At 65.9% G+C, this 16,818-nt stretch carries 16 protein-coding genes and 1 pseudogene; 2 read left to right on the top strand and 15 right to left on the bottom strand.

The features are described from left to right. Nucleotides 1-39: 39 nt before the first annotated feature. The 4 genes and pseudogenes from ACFWO8_RS03320 to ACFWO8_RS03305 form a co-directional block, all read right to left on the bottom strand. On the bottom strand, nt 40-405 hold the full coding sequence (locus ACFWO8_RS03320; protein WP_378940989.1) for a hypothetical protein: 366 nt from the start codon (nt 403-405) through the stop codon (nt 40-42). Continuing rightward, the gene (locus ACFWO8_RS03315) at nt 402-1,277 is read right to left on the bottom strand and encodes a restriction endonuclease subunit S (protein ID WP_378940987.1); all 876 of its coding nucleotides are present in this window, start codon (nt 1,275-1,277) and stop codon (nt 402-404) included. The genes ACFWO8_RS03320 and ACFWO8_RS03315 overlap by 4 nt, the downstream gene beginning before the upstream one ends. Next, a complete protein-coding gene (locus ACFWO8_RS03310; protein ID WP_378940985.1) occupies nt 1,274-2,395 on the bottom strand; it encodes a class I SAM-dependent DNA methyltransferase in 1,122 nt (373 codons plus the stop codon). Before ACFWO8_RS03310 ends, ACFWO8_RS03315 begins: the two co-directional genes overlap by 4 nt. A 107-nt stretch (nt 2,396-2,502) precedes the next feature. Continuing rightward, nucleotides 2,503-2,715 (bottom strand): annotated as a pseudogene (locus tag ACFWO8_RS03305) (type I restriction-modification system subunit M N-terminal domain-containing protein); the annotation flags it as partial. Nucleotides 2,716-2,974: 259 nt separating this feature from the next. On the opposite strand from ACFWO8_RS03305, the gene ACFWO8_RS03300 reads away from it, so the two are divergent. Next, entirely contained in the window at nt 2,975-3,373 is a 399-nt protein-coding gene (locus ACFWO8_RS03300; protein WP_378940983.1) for an XRE family transcriptional regulator, read from the top strand. On the opposite strand, the gene ACFWO8_RS03295 is transcribed toward ACFWO8_RS03300, so the two are convergent. The 9 genes from ACFWO8_RS03295 to ACFWO8_RS03255 form a co-directional block, all read right to left on the bottom strand. Continuing rightward, a complete protein-coding gene (locus ACFWO8_RS03295) occupies nt 3,370-3,663 on the bottom strand; it encodes a hypothetical protein (RefSeq protein WP_378940981.1) in 294 nt (97 codons plus the stop codon). The genes ACFWO8_RS03300 and ACFWO8_RS03295 overlap by 4 nt on opposite strands. 269 nt (nt 3,664-3,932) lie before the next feature. Next, the gene (locus ACFWO8_RS03290; RefSeq protein ID WP_378940979.1) at nt 3,933-5,351 is read right to left on the bottom strand and encodes a DUF1254 domain-containing protein; all 1,419 of its coding nucleotides are present in this window, start codon (nt 5,349-5,351) and stop codon (nt 3,933-3,935) included. A gap of 80 nt (nt 5,352-5,431) precedes the next feature. Then, the gene (locus ACFWO8_RS03285) at nt 5,432-6,646 is read right to left on the bottom strand and encodes a TetR/AcrR family transcriptional regulator (protein WP_378940977.1); all 1,215 of its coding nucleotides are present in this window, start codon (nt 6,644-6,646) and stop codon (nt 5,432-5,434) included. 12 nt (nt 6,647-6,658) lie between these two features. Next, nucleotides 6,659-8,602 (bottom strand): acetoacetate--CoA ligase, encoded by a 1,944-nt coding sequence (locus ACFWO8_RS03280; RefSeq protein WP_378940975.1) that lies wholly within the window; start codon nt 8,600-8,602, stop codon nt 6,659-6,661. A 57-nt stretch (nt 8,603-8,659) separates the two neighbouring features. Further along, entirely contained in the window at nt 8,660-9,478 is an 819-nt protein-coding gene (locus ACFWO8_RS03275; protein WP_378940973.1) for an HpcH/HpaI aldolase/citrate lyase family protein, read from the bottom strand. A gap of 97 nt (nt 9,479-9,575) precedes the next feature. Beyond that, the gene (locus tag ACFWO8_RS03270; RefSeq protein WP_378940971.1) at nt 9,576-10,058 is read right to left on the bottom strand and encodes a MaoC family dehydratase; all 483 of its coding nucleotides are present in this window, start codon (nt 10,056-10,058) and stop codon (nt 9,576-9,578) included. Continuing rightward, on the bottom strand, nt 10,055-11,215 hold the full coding sequence (locus ACFWO8_RS03265) for an acyl-CoA dehydrogenase family protein (protein WP_378940969.1): 1,161 nt from the start codon (nt 11,213-11,215) through the stop codon (nt 10,055-10,057). The genes ACFWO8_RS03270 and ACFWO8_RS03265 overlap by 4 nt, the downstream gene beginning before the upstream one ends. After that, entirely contained in the window at nt 11,212-13,317 is a 2,106-nt protein-coding gene (locus ACFWO8_RS03260; RefSeq protein WP_378940967.1) for an acetyl/propionyl/methylcrotonyl-CoA carboxylase subunit alpha, read from the bottom strand. The genes ACFWO8_RS03265 and ACFWO8_RS03260 overlap by 4 nt, the downstream gene beginning before the upstream one ends. Nucleotides 13,318-13,322: 5 nt before the next feature. Next, complete coding sequence (locus ACFWO8_RS03255; RefSeq protein WP_378940965.1) at nt 13,323-14,930, bottom strand: carboxyl transferase domain-containing protein; 1,608 nt, start codon at nt 14,928-14,930, stop codon at nt 13,323-13,325. 84 nt (nt 14,931-15,014) lie between these two features. Between ACFWO8_RS03255 and ACFWO8_RS03250 the strand changes: the two genes are divergently transcribed. Beyond that, on the top strand, nt 15,015-15,620 hold the full coding sequence (locus tag ACFWO8_RS03250) for a TetR/AcrR family transcriptional regulator (RefSeq protein WP_378940963.1): 606 nt from the start codon (nt 15,015-15,017) through the stop codon (nt 15,618-15,620). Here the strand turns inward: ACFWO8_RS03250 and ACFWO8_RS03245 are convergent. Continuing rightward, entirely contained in the window at nt 15,617-16,006 is a 390-nt protein-coding gene (locus ACFWO8_RS03245) for an NYN domain-containing protein (RefSeq protein ID WP_378940961.1), read from the bottom strand. The genes ACFWO8_RS03250 and ACFWO8_RS03245 overlap by 4 nt on opposite strands. Before the next feature lie 98 nt (nt 16,007-16,104). Further along, complete coding sequence (locus tag ACFWO8_RS03240) at nt 16,105-16,815, bottom strand: ABC transporter ATP-binding protein (protein WP_378940959.1); 711 nt, start codon at nt 16,813-16,815, stop codon at nt 16,105-16,107. Nucleotides 16,816-16,818 lie beyond the last annotated feature (3 nt).

Genomic DNA, 16,818 nt, shown 5'->3' with positions numbered 1-16,818 from the left:
TTCACGGGTTCCCGCAGGTACACCCCGTGAACCGCAAGCTCAGAGGCATGGCTCCAACGACTCGACGTCGTCTTGCCAGAGTTCGCCGCGGAATGCTCGGGACTGGATTGAAGCGAATAACTCATCGAGCTTCGCGAGGTGATATGAACAGCTGGTAGCTGCTGTCTTCAGGTTGCCTACAGTGCTACCGAACATCGCCTGTTTCTTGGGTGACGGGACCGGGATTCGGATCGACTCCAGCGCCGTTTGGTTTATCTTGTAGGTGCCGTTTGTTGTCCTGGCCATCGACTCAATTTGTTGGCGGATGGCAGGCTGTTTCCAGACATGTTCGAGGTAGTTTCGGTCAAGAACCCGTGGATCAGGTTTTGCTGCAATTATGGTATCTGGAAATGTTGCGTCGCTCATTGATTCGGTGGGGAAATATCCTCGACCCACGAGGTTGACGTTCCCGTTTCCGCGGCAAACCAGGAAGTCGTCAGTGCAGACGGCCTGACGGGCGGGCGAATGGTGGCGAACGTAGAAATTTTCGCAGCGTGTGGGTTGAACCTTGTCCCAGTCACCGCTGACAAGGTCAATACCGAGGCGTTCACCTTTCCGCTCTTTGACGGGGAGAGGCCATTGCGAGGTGACTCGATTAGTAGTTCGCAGAATGGCAGGATCGGCAGGCTATTTGGATTAGACTCGGCATCCCCGAACATGTCCAGGAAGATGGATTGGGTTAGGTCGTCGAGGAGGCTGATGGACTTTCGGCGCTTCTCGCGCAGTGCGTCCACCCAGTCCAAGAGGTCTGCAATCCGCCGCTGCTCCATGTTTGACGGCAGTGGGACTCGGAGATCCAGGCATCGCTTGATATCGAGATTGGATATATTGGTTGTCTGGCGCCCGAAGCTGCGGACAATCGCTTGAACTCTCGGTGAATTGAACCAGTGGTATAGGTATCGCCGGTCGATGGCGGTATCCTCCGTGCGGAGAGCGACAATGAATCCACCGAGTGTCGCTTTTCGTGTGAGTTCTGGCACCCAGCAGCATTTGCCAATTAGATTCCAGCTGTTCGCGCTCGATACGAGTATGTCGCCAGTTTGCAAGTACTGGTCAGGACGTTTGACATGGTTCGCGTCAATTGACCATGTGTCGGACAACTCCAAATCCGATTGAACATTCTTGGTTCTCATGCACCAGACGGTTTCTGGTGATTCTGGCACGACGTCATCGGGCTTGAAGGTTATGCCCCGTACGAACGAAGCTATATCACCAAGTCTGGCGTTGGTCACGCTCATACCAGCATCTCCTTCAATGCTGACATACCCTGTTGGATTTTCGCTTCGATTAGCTCGAGTTCTTCGATGATCTCGAGCGGTGGCCGATGCTCGACATCCTCGTGAACGATCTCCTTGTACCGATTGAGGCTGAGGTCGTAGTCCTGTGCGGCGATGTCCGTCTTGGAAACGCAGAAGCTGAATTCGGTGCGGGCCCGTTCTCGTTCGCTGCTGTCGCGTCGTGACCAGCGGGCGAGAACGTCGGGAAGGTTGTTCTTGGTGAGCTCGTCTACACCGAGAGTTGCACGGACCCCCAGCTTTTCATGTTCGAGCAGAGGCGTGCGCTTGTCATCAAGGCTGAAACCGTCGGCGGTCACGTCGTAGAACCACACGTGGTCGGTCTCGTTGTCCTTGGTGAAGAACAGGATGGCTGTTGATACCCCGGCGTAAGGCTTGAACACGCCGGACGGCAGCTTCACGACCGCGTCGAGACCATGCTCTTCGACCAGGATCTTGCGAAGTTCCTTGTGAGCCTTGGTGGATCCGAACATCACGCCGTCGGGAACGATCACCGCGGCCCGGCCGCCGGTTTTCAGCAGGCGGAGGAACAGGGCGAGGAACAGCAGTTCGGTCTTCTTCGTCTTCACTACTTGGAGAAGGTCTTTGGCGGTGGTCTCGTAGTCGAGGCTGCCCGCGAACGGCGGGTTGGCCAGGATCATCGAGTATTTGCCCTCTTCACCCGACACCGATTCGGCGAGGGAATCGCGGTAGCGGATGTCGGGGTGTTCGATCTGGTGCATGAGCATGTTCATGCTGGCGATGCGGAGCATGGTGGAGTCGAAGTCGAATCCGTGGAACATGCTGTTGTGGAAGTGGTTTTGCTGGGTGGAGCCGAGGAGGGCTTCGCGGTGGGTGCGTTGGATGTATTCGGCAGCGCCGACGAGGAAACCCGCTGTGCCGCAGGCGGGGTCGCAGATTTCGTCGTTGGGGCCGGGCGCCATCATCGCCACCATCAGGTCGATGATGTGGCGGGGAGTGCGGAACTGGCCGTTTTGGCCGGCGGAGGCGATCTTGGACAGCATGTACTCGTACAGGTCGCCCTTGACGTCGCCGTCGCCGAGCGGGAGTTCGCCGAGCATGTCGACAGCCTTGGTGAGCAGGCTCGCGGTGGGATGGTGAACCGGGCGTCCTTCATGTGCTCGCCGTAGGTGGACTCCTCGCCACCGAGCAGGCGCAACCAGGGGAACACGTCGTCGCGGACGGTGCGCAGCATCTGGTCGGGGCCGAGGTCGCTGAATTCCTTCCAGCGCAGAGTCTCGGTGGCGGGCTCGTAGATCGGGTTCTCGATCGGCTTGCCGGTGCGGTTGGCCTTGTTCTCTTTGCCGGTCTGTAGTTCGTCGAGACGCTTGAGGAACATCAGGTAGGTGATCTGCTCGATCACCTCGAGTGGATTCGAGATGCCGCCCGACCAGAACGCGTCCCAGAGCCGGTCGATCTTGCTCCGCAGGTCCCCTGTGATCGTGGGGATGAGGTTAACGGAGACCTACGACGAGTCGACGGTCAGACAGTCGTCGCGCTTGCCGACGCCCGACCCCGTCGCCATGCTGAGGCTGACGTCGGGCTGCCCTACGACCGGCCGAAATGCCTCAGAATCTGGACGCGCCCCGACTTTCGGCGTAACATATATGGTACGCCATATTGGAAGGGTCTGAGAGTCGATGACTGAGCAGAGTGTTTTCTGGGAAGACCTTGCGGAGGACCTGCGGGATCCCGAGTTCCTCCGTGAGTTCATCCTCGAAGCGGTGCGCATCAAGACCGTGGACTCCATTGTGAATGCTCTGGACCAGGCCCGGCGGCAGTCGGACTTGACCAAGGCAACCCTCGCCCGTGCCGTATCGGCTGAGCCTGCTTCTGTACGCCGCCTGTTCTCCAACCCGAAAAACCCGACGCTGCACACTGTTTCCGAGCTTGCGGCCAGTCTCGGATACCGGCTGACGCTCGAGCCGTTGGCGGGGCCAGGGCGTGAAGCGATATCCGGAGCCCTGATCAATGGGTCTGCCGTCGACCTGGCCGAGTTGGAAGCCGGCGTTGATCAGTTCGACAAAGTTGCCGGCTAACCGACTGATCGCGGGTTCGTGGCAAGGTACTCCTCGCCGAGCTCTCGCACCTGCGCGTAGTCCTGCTTGGACAGCACGGTTCGCAGTGGTTTGCTCAGCCCCGTAATGACGACGAGCAGTGGGCGACCACATGCCTCCGCGTCGTAGTCGAGACGACAAAAGACCCGATAGTGAACCCCGCCGCGATCGCACCGAACTTCGAACCAACCGACCATGTCGCCGTGCATGGCCTCCCAATAGCCACCACCCGCAAACCGCTTCGGAGGGGCCTTGGCGACTGCTATCAGCACGTTAGTGACCTTCGCCCGCAGCGCCGTTGGTAGAGACCGGATGAACGTACGGCCGGGCATCTCGCCGTTAGGGCGCCGGAAGAACACGATGTCGTGGGCGTCGTCTGGAGAAGGCCGGACTTGGACTGGCTGAGGTGATTTCGGGGAAGAGTTGCTCCTTCGCGAACGCTTGTCCGGTGACATAGGCAGATGATTGCGCGCGAGTTGCTACGCGAGAAAATGGTGGCGGTGTGTCGTTGCAGCATGTCGAACAGCCTGACGTGGACCGCTCAGTCGAGTCTGGTCATCGGTGGCGGCTCCCATTTCCCGTCGAGGGCGTCCCCGCGTGGCGCGTAGAGGCGCATTGTGAGGGAGAAATCTCCGGTCGAAGGGATCGGGAGCCAGTTGCCTGCGGGGGTCGATGGGCGTGGGTCTTGTTGTTGGATGGCTAGTTCCACGGAGCCGTCGGGGGCGGGGACCACCGCGGGGAAGTGGCCCACCGAGTAGATCTCGTCGGGGTTGGGGACCAGGAAGCCTTGGGTGTCGTAGGCGGTGAGCGAGGCGAAGGCTTTGACGGGGGGCCATTGGCCTGGTTCGAAGCGGATTCGGTAGCGGAGGGGGTTGCCTCCGTCGTCGGTGGTGGGGGCGTCGCGGTTCGCGTAGATGACGTCGCGGATGGGGGCGAGGGCGGGGGAGCGCTTGGTGGTGGCCGCGCGGCGGAGGTAGTCGGTGCCGAAGGTGCCCAGGTCGATGGGGATCTCCCAGCCGTTGGGGTGGCGGGCGGTCGGGTCGGTCCAGTCGGCGATGCGGCGCTGGGCCTGGCGGACCGCTTCGTCGAGAACGTCGGTGGGTTGGTCGTCGACCACCCCACCGGGCTGTATGCCGATCGCGGCCAGTTGGTCCATCAGCGGCGCGTCGGCGGCGGCGGGCGGACCGCTGAGCATCAGTCGGCACAGGCGATTCAAGTAGGTGCGGCCGTCCATGGCGGCGATCCGTTTCACCGGCGGTTCCGGTCCACGGTCGATCGCGTGGACCCGGCTGATCGTGCTGTCGTACTCACCGCGGTTCCAGGCGCTCAAGGGGATGAGCTTCAGTTCGTGCTGCCAACGGTTGACATTCGGTGCGTCCGCGGCGCCGTTGATCTGGATTCGCGCGACGATCGAGCTCAGGGCGGACGGCATGTGGAGGCGGGTCATCTGCGCGGGCAGCTGACCCGTCCACTTGGGTCCGGTGATGACGTAGGTGTACGGCGGACCACCGGCGTCCACGGTAGTTCGTGGATCTTTGCTGGTGAGGTCGTGCACGGTATCGGCCCACGCGTCGACCAGCTGGAACAGCCAGAACCGGTCGGGTTCCATCCCCGGAATCTGCAGCACCAGCGGGTCGTCGTCGAGGTCGAGCCAGGCTTGCGAATACACCATGTCGTGGCTGAGCCGCGCCACTCCACGGTCAGTCGGATCGGGCAGGACGCTGTGGTCGAGGGTGTTGGTCGGCGCGCTGGCCGCGCGCATTATGTCCAGCATGATCATCGGATAGCCGAAGATGTAGGCGTCAGTCGCCAAGGCCAGCACGTCCGGGGGCCCGGTGGTGGTGTGTATCGGCCCGAACGTCGGTTCGTCACCGCACCCGGGCAACACCGCCCCCACCGCGACCGCGGCCCCGAGACCGAGCAATGAACGCCTGGTCAGCGCACTCGCGCGAGGATCCATGCACGCTCCGTTCGATGGCCTGACCGCCGAGCGTAGGCCGCGCCGAGAGCGGCCCGCCTCATCCACAACGGGTGAAGTGATCAGCCGAGCAGCACCCGGCGCATCAGGAATCCCACCCTGGCCCGGCTCGCGATCGGGTTGTCGCCGAACCGCTGGCCGAGGTCGATGACCATCGCGAACGCCGCGTGCACCAGGAACCGGGCCTCGGCCGCGGAGAGCTCCGGCCGCATATCGCGCACCAGCCGCGCCCATTCCTGCACGCTCAACCGCTGGATATTGCGCAGCACGGCGCGTTCCTCGGCGGCCACATGCCCGAACTCGGCGTAGTAGACGACGGCCAGCGCCCGCTCGTCGAACGTGTCGGCGACGAACTGCTCGACCAGCACCCCCAGCGCCGCGGCACTGTCGGGCGTGCTCGCGACCGCGGGTCCGATCGCCCCGGACACCCGATCCGCCGCCCGCCGGAACGCGGCGGCGAGGATATCGCTCTTGCCGCGATAGAACCGGTACACCGCCGACGCCGCCGACAACCCCGCAGCCGAGGCGATGTCCTCCACGCTCACATTCGGATAGCCGCGTTTGTGGAACAGCTCCACCGCTTTGCGCAGCAGTAGTTCATGTTTGAACGATTCTGGGATCTCGGCACGGGCGCCCTGCTCCGAAACAGTCGCGGCAGGAGGCAATTCGGTGTCGGTCAGCGCCATACACGACGAACCGAGCAACTTGTTCAGCGTGCGAACGGGCAGTGCGGCGTGGTGATCGGCGATGCTGGTGACCACCCCGAGAATCGCTGTGGAGACCATTCGCAGCTCAGCCGTGGTCAATTCGGGGCGCAAGATGGCCAACTGCTCGTCGAGTGCGACCAGCACCGAACTCTGCTGCTCGTCGAGCACCACCCGATCCGCCGGTTCGAGGTAGCGGCCCTCCCAGCGCACCAGCCGCACCGTCGCGCGATTCTCCACGGTCGCGCCGATCAGCCCGGTCAGCATGTGCCGCAACCGTTGTGCCGCGGGCAGCGCGTCTTCGGCCGACACCACGATCGACGCGGTGAACGACTGCCCGACTCGAAGTAACTCCTCCCGGAATAACGCGTACTTGCTGGGGTAGTGCCGATACAGCGCGGCCGAGCTGATTCCCAGCCCGGACGCGATGTCCTCCATGCTCACGCCGTGATACCCGGCCGCCCCGAACGCCACCGCCGACGACGCCGCGATCTGCGCCCGACGATTCTTCGGCCTACGCCGGATTTCAGTCCCAGCTACCCCACGCGCCCCACGAGTCTCGCCGACATTCATGCCGGAAGTGTATTATCCCTTGTCGGGCGGGGTGATCTGGGCATACCAGTCGAGCAGTGCGGGGTCGTCGACGGCGCTGCGTTCGACCACTCGGGCGGGATCGGCGCCCTGGAAGAGCTTCTTGATGGGGACTTCCAGCTTCTTGCCGGTGCGGGTGTGCGGGATGCCGGGGGCTACGCGGATCTCGTCGGGGACGTGGCGGGGGGAGACCTCGGTGCGGATCGCCGTGGCGAGGCGGGTTTTCAGGTCTTCGGTGAGTTCCGCGCCGGGGGCGAGCACGACGAACAGTGGCATCCAGTAGCCGCCGTCGGGTTGTTCGGCGCCGATCACCAGCGCCTCGGCGATCTCGGGAAACTGTTCGACGACCTGGTAGATGTCGGCGCTGCCCATGCGGATGCCGTGGCGGTTGAGGGTGGAATCAGAGCGGCCGTGCACGACGATGCTGCCGTGTTCGGTCAGGGTGATCCAGTCGCCGTGGCGCCACACGCCGGGGTAGGTGTCGAAATAGGCCGCGTGGTAGCGCTTTCCGTCGTCATCGCGCCAGAAGCTGACCGGCATCGACGGCATGGGTGCGGTGACCACCAGCTCACCGACCTCGCCACGCACGGGCTCGCCCTGCTCGTCGAAGGCGGCGAGGGCGACGCCGAGATACGGCGCCGACAGCTCACCCGGCCATACCGGCACGGTCGGTACGCCACCGACGAACGCCGACACCACGTCGGTACCGCCGCTGATCGAATTCACCTGAACATGCTCGCCCGCATTCTCGTTCAACCACTGTGCGCTCGACACCGGCAGCGACGAACCGGTGATGCCGACCGAGCGCAGGGCTGACAGGTCGTGATCGGCGCGTGGCACGGAACCGGCTTTGATGCAGCCGAGAACGTAGCCGGGGCTGGTCCCGAAAACGCTGGCACGTACCTGAGCGGCGATGCGCCACAGGGCATCCGGTCCGCCCGCGGTCGGGCTGCCGTCGTAGGTGACGATGGTGGCGCCGGTCAGCAGCCCCGCCACCTGGAAGTTCCACATCATCCAGCTCGGGCTGGTGTACCAGAAGAACGTATCGTCGGGGCCCATGTTCGATTGCAGCGCTACGGCTTTCAGATGCTCGAGCAGCACACCCCCGTGGCCGTGGACGATGCCCTTGGGCAGTCCGGTAGTGCCGGAGGAGAACACGATCCACAACGGGTGATCGAAATCGACAGGGGCAGTGTCGATCACACCGAGTCCGGCATCGGCGACCGCGTCCGTCCACGGCAGCGCGTCGGCCACCTCGAGTCCGAGCTGCGAGACAACGACGGTGGCGCGCAAGCCGGGCAGCCCATCCCGCAATGCCGCGATGTCGGCTCGCTTGTCGTGTTCCTTGCCGCCGAATCGGTAGCCGTCGGCGGTGACCAGCACCGTCGGGTCGAGCTGGCCGAGCCGGTCCAGCGCGGCCTTGGCGGAGTAGTCCTGACCGCAGGCACTCCACACCGCGCCGATACTGGCGGTGGCGAGGAACGCGACGATCGCCTCCGGGATATTGGGCAGGTAGCCGATCACCCGGTCGCCCGCTTCGACACCCTGCTCACGCAAGGTGCGCGCGAAAACCGTGACCTGCTCGATCAATTCGGCCCAGGAAACCTCCTGGGGCTCGGCGTCCTCGTGCAGGGCGATGACCGCCGGGCGGCCGAACTGAGCCATCCGGATGATCTGGTCGACATAGTTCAGCCGGGTACCGGCAAACCACTGCGCGCCCGGCATCTCGCGCGAGCCGAGGACCGCACCGGCGGTCTCGCCGAGTTCGAAGTAGTCCCACACGGCCTGCCAGAAGCCGGCGATGTCATCCACCGACCATTGCCACAGTGCCTGGTAGTCGGGGTATACATCGCCGGTTCGCGCGGTGACGAAGGCAGCGAAGTCGGTGATTCGGGCCGACGCGATGTCGTGTGCGGTCGGCACCCATTGCGGTTGCACTTCGATGTCCTCCTCGAACTGGACTACTTCGGATATCGGGAGATGGTTACCCGATGTTCAGCCGGGCACGCCCGCGCGCCGGACGATTTGTTCGGCGTGCCGGAGCACCGGAGCGTCGACCATCCGGCCCTCGAATGCGAAGACGCCGCGATGGTTGGGCACCTCCGCCAGCACCCGGTGCGCCCAGTCGAGCTCGGCGGGGTCGGGCGCGTAGCCGGCGCGGATCACCGCGACCTGGCTCGGGTGGATGGCGACCTTGACGTCGAAGCCGACGGCGACCGCATCGCTGGTCTCCGCGGCGAGGCCATCGAGATCCTTGATGTCCAAGTACACCGAGTCAAGGGCGAAGCGCCCGAATGCCTTGGCCGCCAGCAAGCTCGACGAGCGCACGTGCCGGGCGACCTCACGGTAGCCGCCGTCGGCATGCCTGCTCGAGTTGCCGCCGAGCCCGGCGACCAGATCCTCGGCACCCCACATCACGCCGATGGCATTGTCGGCCTGCACCGACTCGGTGACCCGCACCGCGCCGAGCGGCGATTCGACCAGCACGATCACCTCATAGCCCGCGAGGCTCCGAACCTGTTCGGCCGACTCGCATTTGGGCAGCATGACCCGGCGATAGGAAGTCCGCGCCAACGTCGCGAGGTCGGCCGGGTAGTCGGCGGTATCTGCCGCGTTGACCCGAATTACGGTGTGCTGCGGGTCGAGCGGTGTGTCGATCAATGCCTGCCGGGCCGCCGCCTTATCGGCCGCCGCCACCCCGTCCTCGAGATCGAGAATCACGACATCGGCCACCGCGGCGGCCTTGGCGAAACGCTCGGGGCGATCCGCCGGGCAGAACAGCCACGCGGGACCACTCGGCTGCCAGGTATTCATGCTGACTCCATTCGGCGGGTTGCGCTGGTGGCCTCGTCCCCGTGCTGCCGGACGTGGCCGCTCACGCCGTCCGCAGCCTCGGTGGGGCGCCGGTCGCTCACGCGGCGGGTGCCTTTCGGACGAGCGTCTGACGAACGGCGGTCGCCACCACCACTCCATGCTGGTTCCGTGCGGTGTGGGCCAAGCTGACGATGCCCTCACCCGGACGGCTCTTGGATTCCCGCTTGTCGGTGACCAGGGTTTCCGCGTACATGGTGTCACCGTGGAACAACGGCGCGGGCACGGTCATCTCGGAGAAGCCGAGGTTGGCCACCAGCGTCCCCTGGGTGAGCTGGGCGACCGAGAGCCCGACCAGCGTCGACAGCGTGAACATCGAGTTCACCAGGCGCTGGTTGAACGGCGGCTGCGCGTCGGCGAAGGCCGCGTCCAGGTGTAGGGCCTGGGTGTTCATGGTCAGCGTGGTGAACAGGACATTGTCGGCCTCGGTGATGGTGCGGCCGGGCCGGTGCTCGTAGATCGTGCCGATCTCGAACTCCTCGAACCACAGCCCACGCTGCACGATCCGGCGGGTATCGCTCACAGACCGAGCTCCCTTGCGATCAGCATCAGCTGTACCTCCGTGGTGCCCTCGCCGATTTCCAGGATCTTGCTATCACGGTAGTGCCTGGACACCGGGTATTCGTTCATGAAGCCGTTGCCGCCGAAGATCTGGGTGGCGTCACGGGCATTGTCCATCGCGGCCTCGCTGGCGACCATCTTCGCGATCGACGCGGCCTTCTTGAACGGCTTGCCCGCCAGCATCAACGCGGCGGCGTCGTAGTAGGCGGTGCGCGCGACATGGGCCCGCGCCTCCATTCGGGCGATCTTGAACGCGATCGCCTGATTACGGCCGATGGCCTGCCCGAATGCCTGGCGCTCGCCCGCGTACCGCACGCTCTCGTCGACACAGCCCTGCGCGGCGCCGACGGCCAGCGCGGCGATGGCGATGCGGCCCTCGTCGAGGATGCGCAGGAAGTTGGCGTAGCCGCGACCGCGCTCGCCGAGCAGGTTCTCCTGCGGCACCCGCACATCGGTGAAGCTCAGCGGGTGGGTGTCGGAGGCGTTCCAGCCGACCTTGTTGTAGGCGGGCTCGGCCACGAAACCCGGCGTGGAGGTCGGCACCAGGATGGTGGAGATCTCCTTCTTGCCACCGGCCTGCCCGGTGACCGCGGTGACGGTGACCAGCCGGGTGATGTCGGTGCCGGAGTTGGTGATGAACTGCTTGCTGCCGTTGATCACCCAGCTCTCGCCGTCCTGCACGGCGGTGGTCCTGGTACCGCCCGCGTCGCTGCCCGCGTCGGGCTCGGTGAGCCCGAAGCCCGCCAGTGTCTGTCCGCTGGTGAGCTGCGGCAGCCATTCGTCGCGCTGCTTGTCGTTGCCGAAGCGGTAGATCGGCATGGCGCCGAGCGACACACCCGCCTCGAGGGTGATCGCCACGCTCTGGTCGACCTTGCCGAGCTCCTCGAGCGCCAGGCACAGGGCGAAGTAGTCGCCGCCCATGCCGCCGAACTCCTCGGGGAACGGCAGGCCGAACAGTCCCATCTCGCCCATGCCTGCCACGACTTCGTACGGAAAGCTGTGTTCGGCATCGTGTTTCGCCGATACCGGGGCAACGACCTGTTGTGCGAAGTCGCGGACGGTCAGCGCTAGCTGGCGATACTCGTCGGGCAGCGAACCGGTGGACAGGTAGTCGGTCATGCGAGGGTTCCTTCGCGCTCGGGTTTTGCCGCGGCGGTAGCGGCGACGGCGGGGGCTGCTTCTGCTGCGGCGGGTTCTGCGGGGTGGGCGACGACGCGGGCCAGCACTTGGTCCAGCTTCACCTGGGCGCCCGGGACGACGAGCACCTCCACCGTGCCTGCCACCGGCGCGGTGAGCGCGTGCTCCATCTTCATGGCCTCGATGACGATCACCGGATCGCCGACGGCAACGGTCGTGCCGTTCGCGACCGGGGTCGCGATCACCGAACCGGGCATGGGGCTGCGGATCTCGGCGTCACCGACGTGGGCGACATCGCCACGCACGCTCGCCTCGGCGACCTCGCGCAGCACGGCGAGGGCGCCGCCGTGGCTCACCCACAACTGACCGTCGGCCTCGGCGATGCGGTAGGTGCGGCGCAGTCCGTCGAGTGTCGATGCGAGACCGTCGGGCGTGATGGTGGCGGTGAGCGTGTGTGGCTCGAGCTCGCTCGATGCCGAAACATCGGCGGCAGGCTCGTCGAGCCATACCGTCGCCGAATCCGGTGTGCCAGTGATGAAAACGTGGCGCACCTGGTCGCCCGCGGACAGCCTGATCGGGGTCGCGGCCGGTGCGCCGAGGCGCCATCCGGACGGGGTCGACCACGGGTCGCCACCGGTGGCAGGCCAGCGTCGCAACCAGTGATGTGTTGCGGCGGCGATGAATTCGGTGTCGGTGACCTCGGCGGACACGAAGTCGGTGACGCGCCGATCCAGCAGTGCGGTGTCGAGGCGGCCCGCCTGCACGTCGTCGTCGGCGAGCAGGAACCGCAGGAATTCGATATTGCTCGTCACGCCGAGCAGCACCGTCTGTTCCAGTGCGCGATCCAGCGCGGCGAGTGCCTCGGCACGGGTCGTGCCCCGCGCGATCACCTTCGACAGCATCGGGTCGTAGTCGCTACCGACCACGGTGCCAACCGAGATCCCCGAATCCACGCGCACGCCTGCGCCTTCCGGCTCCGCCAGGGCGAGCACCGTGCCGCCGGTCGGCAGGAACCCGCGGCTCGGGTCTTCCGCGTAGACGCGCGCCTCGATGGCGTGCCCGACGAGGTGGATCTCGTCCTGGGTGCGTGCCAGTTTCTGACCAGCGGCAACACGCACCTGACATTCCACCAGGTCGACACCGGTGACCATCTCGGTCACCGGATGCTCCACCTGCAGGCGGGTGTTCATCTCCATGAAGAAGAATTCGTCCGGCTGGTCGGCCGAGACGATGAACTCCACGGTGCCCGCGCCGACGTAGTCCACGCTGCGGGCGGTATTACAGGCGGCGGTGCCGATCCGGGCCCGAGTCTGCGGGTCGAGCAGCGGTGAGGGAGCCTCCTCGATCACCTTCTGGTGCCTGCGCTGCAAGCTGCATTCGCGCTCGCCCAGATGCACCACATTGCCGAATTTGTCGGCCAGGATCTGCACCTCGATGTGGCGGGGCCGGTTGACGAACCGTTCCAGGAACAGCGTGTCGTCGCCGAACGACGCACCGGCTTCGCGCCGGGCGCTCACCAGCGCGGCAGGCAGATCGGCGGGGTCGGCGACCCGGCGCATGCCCTTGCCGCCACCACCGGCGGAGGGCTTCACGAGTACCGGGTAGCCGACTTCTGCTGCGGCGGCGATCAATTGGTCATCGGTCAGGCCCGGTTCGGCGATGCCGGGCACCACCGGCACCCCGAACGCCGTCACCGTCTTCTTCGCGGTGATCTTGTCGCCCATCACCTCGATGGCCTTCGCCGGCGGCCCGAGGAACACGATGCCCGCATCGGCGAGTGCCGCCGCGAAGGCCGAATTCTCCGACAGGAAGCCATAACCCGGATGCACCGCCTGTGCGCCGGAACGCACAGCGGCGTCGACGACCTTCTCGATCGACAGGTAGCTCTCGCGCGCGGGCGCGGGCCCGAGCCGTACCGCGATATCGGCCTCACGCACATGGCGTGCGCCGGCGTCAGCGTCGCTGTATACCGCGACCGAGCGAATACCCATGGCGCGCAAGGTCTTGATCACACGCACCGCGATCTCGCCGCGGTTGGCGACCAGGACGGTGTCGAATTCGACGGGGTGGTTCTTGTTCAGCATGTCTCTCACATCCGGAAGACGCCGTAGGAAACGGGTTCGAGCGGCGCTTGCGCGCACACCGAAAGGGCAAGGCCGAGCGCGGTTCTGGTGTCGGACGGCGCGATGACGCCGTCGTCCCAGATCCGCGCCGTCGAATAGTAGGGGTTGCCCTGGGTCTCGTACTGGTCCCGGATCGGCGCCTTGAAGGCCTCCTGGTCCGCCTCCGACCACGGCTTGCCCGCGCTGTCGAGCTGTTCGCCGCGCACCGTCGACAGCACCGAGGCGGCCTGCTCGCCACCCATCACCGAGATGCGCGCGTTCGGCCACATCCACAGGAAGCGCGGCGAATACGCGCGCCCGCACATGGAATAGTTGCCCGCGCCGTAGGAGCCGCCGATCACCACGGTCAGCTTCGGCACCCGCGCGCACGCCACCGCGGTGACCATCTTCGCGCCGTGCTTGGCGATGCCGCCCGCTTCATAGTCGCGCCCGACCATGAAGCCGGTGATGTTCTGCAGGAACAGCAGCGGAATCTTGCGCTTGTCGCACAGTTCGATGAAATGCGCGCCCTTCATGGCGGACTCGGCGAACAGCACGCCATTGTTGGCGACGATGCCGACCGGATGGCCGTGGACGCGGGCGAATCCGGTGACCAGGGTCTTGCCGTATTCGGCCTTGAACTCGTGGAATCCGGCCTCGCCGTCGACGATCCGGTCGATCACCTCGCGCACGTCATACGGCGTGCGCGGGTCCACCGGGACCACGTCGTAGAGCTCGCCCTCGTTCTTGGCGGGCGGGGTGCTCGCCAGCACCTCCCACGGCGCCTCGGGCTTCGGGCCGAGCGTGCCGACGATCTTGCGGACGATGCGCAGCGCGTCGCGATCGTCGTCGGCCAGGTGGTCGGTGACGCCGGAGGTCCGCGAATGCAGCAGGCCGCCGCCGAGCTCCTCGGCGGTGACGACCTCGCCGGTCGCGGCCTTCACCAGCGGCGGGCCGCCGAGGAAAATGGTGCCCTGATCGCGCACGATGACGGCCTCGTCGGCCATGGCGGGCACATACGCGCCGCCCGCGGTGCACGAGCCCATCACCGCCGCGATCTGGGCGATGCCCTTGGCGCTCATGTTCGCCTGGTTGTAGAAGATGCGGCCGAAGTGCTCGCGGTCGGGGAACACCTCGTCCTGACGCGGTAGGAAGGCGCCGCCGGAGTCCACCAGATACACGCACGGCAGGTTGTTCTGCGCGGCCACTTCTTGCGCGCGCAGGTGCTTCTTCACCGAGATCGGGTAGTACGTGCCGCCCTTGACCGTCGCGTCGTTGGCCAGGACCAGGCACTCGCGGCCCGAGATGCGGCCGATGCCCGCGATCATGCCCGCGCCGGGGCACTCGTCGTCGTACATGCCGTTGCCCGCCAGCGGCGCCAGCTCGAGGAACGGGCTGCCCGGGTCGAGCAACTGCTCGACCCGCTCGCGGGGGAGCAGCTTGCCCCTGGCGACGTGCCGTTCGCGGGACTTCTGCGGACCACCGAGGGCGGCCGTGGCCAGCCGCTGCCGCAGATCAGCGACCAGGGCACTGTGTGCGTCCCGGTTGCTCGTCGCGGCCAGGGTGCCGTCTTCGGTCTCGTGCGTAACCGTCATCGCGCCATTCTCTCACTCGGTTAATCGCCAATAACTGAAATTCAGGTTAATCTTGACTAACCAAGTTGTCCAGAGGGGCCCCAGATGTCGACTACCGAGCCTGTTCAGGTGACCCGCCGCGAGCAGCTCAAAGCCCAGCGTCGCGAGCAATTGCTGGCCGCTGGCGCCCGCCTGATCGCCGATCGCGGCTTCTTCGGCGTGCGCCTCGACGACCTCGGCGCGGCGGTCGGCATCAGTGGCCCCGCCGTCTACCGCCACTTCGCGAACAAAGAGGCGCTGCTGGTCGAACTCCTGGTCGGCATCAGCGAGCGCCTGCTCTCGGGCGGTCGCGCCGTCGTCGACGAATCGCCGTCGGCCGCGACGGCACTGCCCGCCCTGGTCGACTTCCACCTCGACTTCGCCTTCGGCAACCCCGAACTCATCCGCATCCAGGACCGCGACCTCGACAACGTCCCCGCCAACGACCGCCGCATCCTGCGCCGCACGCAGCGTCAATACGTCGAAATCTGGGTAGGCGTCCTTCGCGAACTGAACCCCGCCCTCCCCGAGGAGGCCGCCCGCATCCAGGCTCACGGCGCCTTCGGCCTGATCAACTCCACCCCCCACAGCGCGTCGGCGGCGAGCGCTTCGAGGGCGCGGCCCGTGCTGAGGCAGATGGCCTTGGCCGCCCTGTTGGCGGGTAGTTCCTAATCGATCTGGCGCCAGAGCCAGTTCGGTCCGACAGTTTCGGCGCCGTGGGCTTCGACGCGGGCGCGGAGTTCGCGGTCGGCGGTGACGACGGTGATTTGTTCGCGGTCGGTCTCGGCGACCACATCGACGATCTTGTCGTCACCCGATCGTTCGGCGAGGGCAACCTGCATGCGCGGTGCGGAAGGTTCGGCGCCGTCGACGGCAGCTTTGGCCGCGCCTTCGAGGACGACGGTGATCTCGGTGGATTCGGGCAGGTGGGTGGTCAGATTCGCCACGTCGGAGAGGAGTCTGCGAGCAGCGCCCGCCCGGTCCTTCCACCATCCGTTGGCGCGCGAGCCGATCACATTGGCCGCATCCACCACGATGAGATGCCTCAGATCGCTCATCTGTCCAGTCTGCCCGGCATCCCGAGCCGAACAGGCGCTGGTCTCGTCGCCCGGCGGTCGACGTTGCCCGAGACAATTCGACTCACCGGGGTGGGACGTCAGGCAGGCGTGGGGACGCCGATGCTGGTGAGGTGGCCGTCGGTCATGCGGTAGACGGCGTCCATGCGGTGGAGGTGGGTGGGGTCGTGGGTGACGAGGATGGTGGCCGCCTGGTGGGTGCGGGCGATGGTGGTGATGAGGTCGATGATGGCGGCGCCGCGTTCGGAGTCGAGGGCGCTGGTCGGTTCGTCGACGACGAGTAGGGCTGGGTTGTTCATCAGGGCTCGGGCGATGTTGACGCGTTGCCGCTGGCCACCGGAGAGTTGGGCCGGGCGTTTGTTGGCGTGTTCGGTCAGGCCCACAGCTTCGATGAGTTCCTGTGCGCGAGTGCTGGTTTCGCTCCGTGATGCCCGTTTCGGGCCGCCGAGGTGGGCGGTGACTTCCAGTTGCTCGATGGCGGTGAGGGAGGGGATGAGATTCGCCTGTTGGAAGACGATGCCCATCGAGGTCCGGCGAGCAGTCGCGGCCGCCCGTCGGCTCAGGGTGGCGAGATCTGTGGTGCCCGAATCGGTTTCGAGCACGACCGTGCCCGAATCGGGTCGGATCAGGGTCGCGGCGACGGCGAGCAGACTCGATTTGCCCGAGCCGGACGGGCCGGTAACAGCGGCGATGGTGCCGCCGGGGACGTGCAGATTCACCTGGTCGAGGGCGGTGAGACGGCCCGCGCCGTCGGGGTAGGTGAGGGTCACATCGGTGAGGGTGAGGGCCATGGG

It is taken from the genome of Nocardia sp. NPDC058480, from assembly GCF_042720495.1.
Lineage (GTDB): Bacteria > Actinomycetota > Actinomycetes > Mycobacteriales > Mycobacteriaceae > Nocardia.
This window is presented reverse-complemented; position numbering and strand designations above follow the sequence as displayed.

Excerpts from the sequence above, each read along its gene's own strand:
- ACFWO8_RS03320 (WP_378940989.1), bottom strand. The coding sequence starts at position 405 with ATGAGCGACGCAACATTTCCAGATACCATAATTGCAGCAAAACCTGAT.
- ACFWO8_RS03315 (WP_378940987.1), bottom strand. The coding sequence starts at position 1,277 with ATGAGCGTGACCAACGCCAGACTTGGTGATATAGCTTCGTTCGTACGG.
- ACFWO8_RS03310 (WP_378940985.1), bottom strand. The coding sequence starts at position 2,395 with ATGCTCGGCGAACTCCCGCTCGGCGACGGCGACGTCAAGGGCGACCTG.
- ACFWO8_RS03300 (WP_378940983.1), top strand. The coding sequence starts at position 2,975 with ATGACTGAGCAGAGTGTTTTCTGGGAAGACCTTGCGGAGGACCTGCGG.
- ACFWO8_RS03290 (WP_378940979.1), bottom strand. The coding sequence starts at position 5,351 with ATGGATCCTCGCGCGAGTGCGCTGACCAGGCGTTCATTGCTCGGTCTC.
- ACFWO8_RS03285 (WP_378940977.1), bottom strand. The coding sequence starts at position 6,646 with ATGAATGTCGGCGAGACTCGTGGGGCGCGTGGGGTAGCTGGGACTGAA.
- ACFWO8_RS03275 (WP_378940973.1), bottom strand. The coding sequence starts at position 9,478 with ATGAATACCTGGCAGCCGAGTGGTCCCGCGTGGCTGTTCTGCCCGGCG.
- ACFWO8_RS03265 (WP_378940969.1), bottom strand. The coding sequence starts at position 11,215 with ATGACCGACTACCTGTCCACCGGTTCGCTGCCCGACGAGTATCGCCAG.
- ACFWO8_RS03260 (WP_378940967.1), bottom strand. The coding sequence starts at position 13,317 with ATGCTGAACAAGAACCACCCCGTCGAATTCGACACCGTCCTGGTCGCC.
- ACFWO8_RS03255 (WP_378940965.1), bottom strand. The coding sequence starts at position 14,930 with ATGACGGTTACGCACGAGACCGAAGACGGCACCCTGGCCGCGACGAGC.
- ACFWO8_RS03250 (WP_378940963.1), top strand. The coding sequence starts at position 15,015 with ATGTCGACTACCGAGCCTGTTCAGGTGACCCGCCGCGAGCAGCTCAAA.
- ACFWO8_RS03245 (WP_378940961.1), bottom strand. The coding sequence starts at position 16,006 with ATGAGCGATCTGAGGCATCTCATCGTGGTGGATGCGGCCAATGTGATC.
- ACFWO8_RS03240 (WP_378940959.1), bottom strand. The coding sequence starts at position 16,815 with ATGGCCCTCACCCTCACCGATGTGACCCTCACCTACCCCGACGGCGCG.